Source organism: Nocardioides sp. P86 (assembly GCF_023712465.1).
Classification (GTDB): Bacteria; Actinomycetota; Actinomycetes; order Propionibacteriales; family Nocardioidaceae; genus Nocardioides; species Nocardioides kribbensis.
Map to the genome: position 1 here is coordinate 1 of NZ_JAMAYE010000044.1, position 410 is coordinate 410.

A 410-nucleotide genomic window follows, 5' to 3' on the forward strand; every position below is an offset into this window, starting at 1 on the left:
TAATAAACACCACGCCCACCCCGCGTTCCGCAGCGGCGCGGATGAATCTCAAGACCATACCGGATTGCTTCACACCCAGCGCTGCGGTGGGCTCATCCAGAATCAGTACCTTGGCTCCGAAGTACAGGGCGCGGGCAATAGCCACCACTTGGCGCTGACCACCGGACAGCGTGCTGATGGGCACGTCCACATCGGCGATATCCACGCCCATCTTCCGCAGTTCTTCCGCTGCGGTGGTACGCATCTCGGCTTCCTTCAGTCGACCCAGGAAACCGGTCTTTTCCTGCCCCAGGAAGAAATTGCGCCACACGCTCATCTGATCCACCACGGCCAGATCCTGGTACACGGTGGCAATCCCCCGGTCCAGTGCGTTCTTTGGCGTGCGGAAAGAGACCTCGTCCCCCTCCACC

1 protein-coding gene is annotated in these 410 nt (G+C 61.0%); it reads right to left on the bottom strand.

The genetic code is table 11. The features are described from left to right. Window positions 1-346: ATP-binding cassette domain-containing protein (locus tag M3673_RS18870; RefSeq protein ID WP_251535615.1), on the bottom strand; the 346-nt coding region annotated here is incomplete at its 3' end. Window positions 347-410 lie beyond the last annotated feature (64 nt).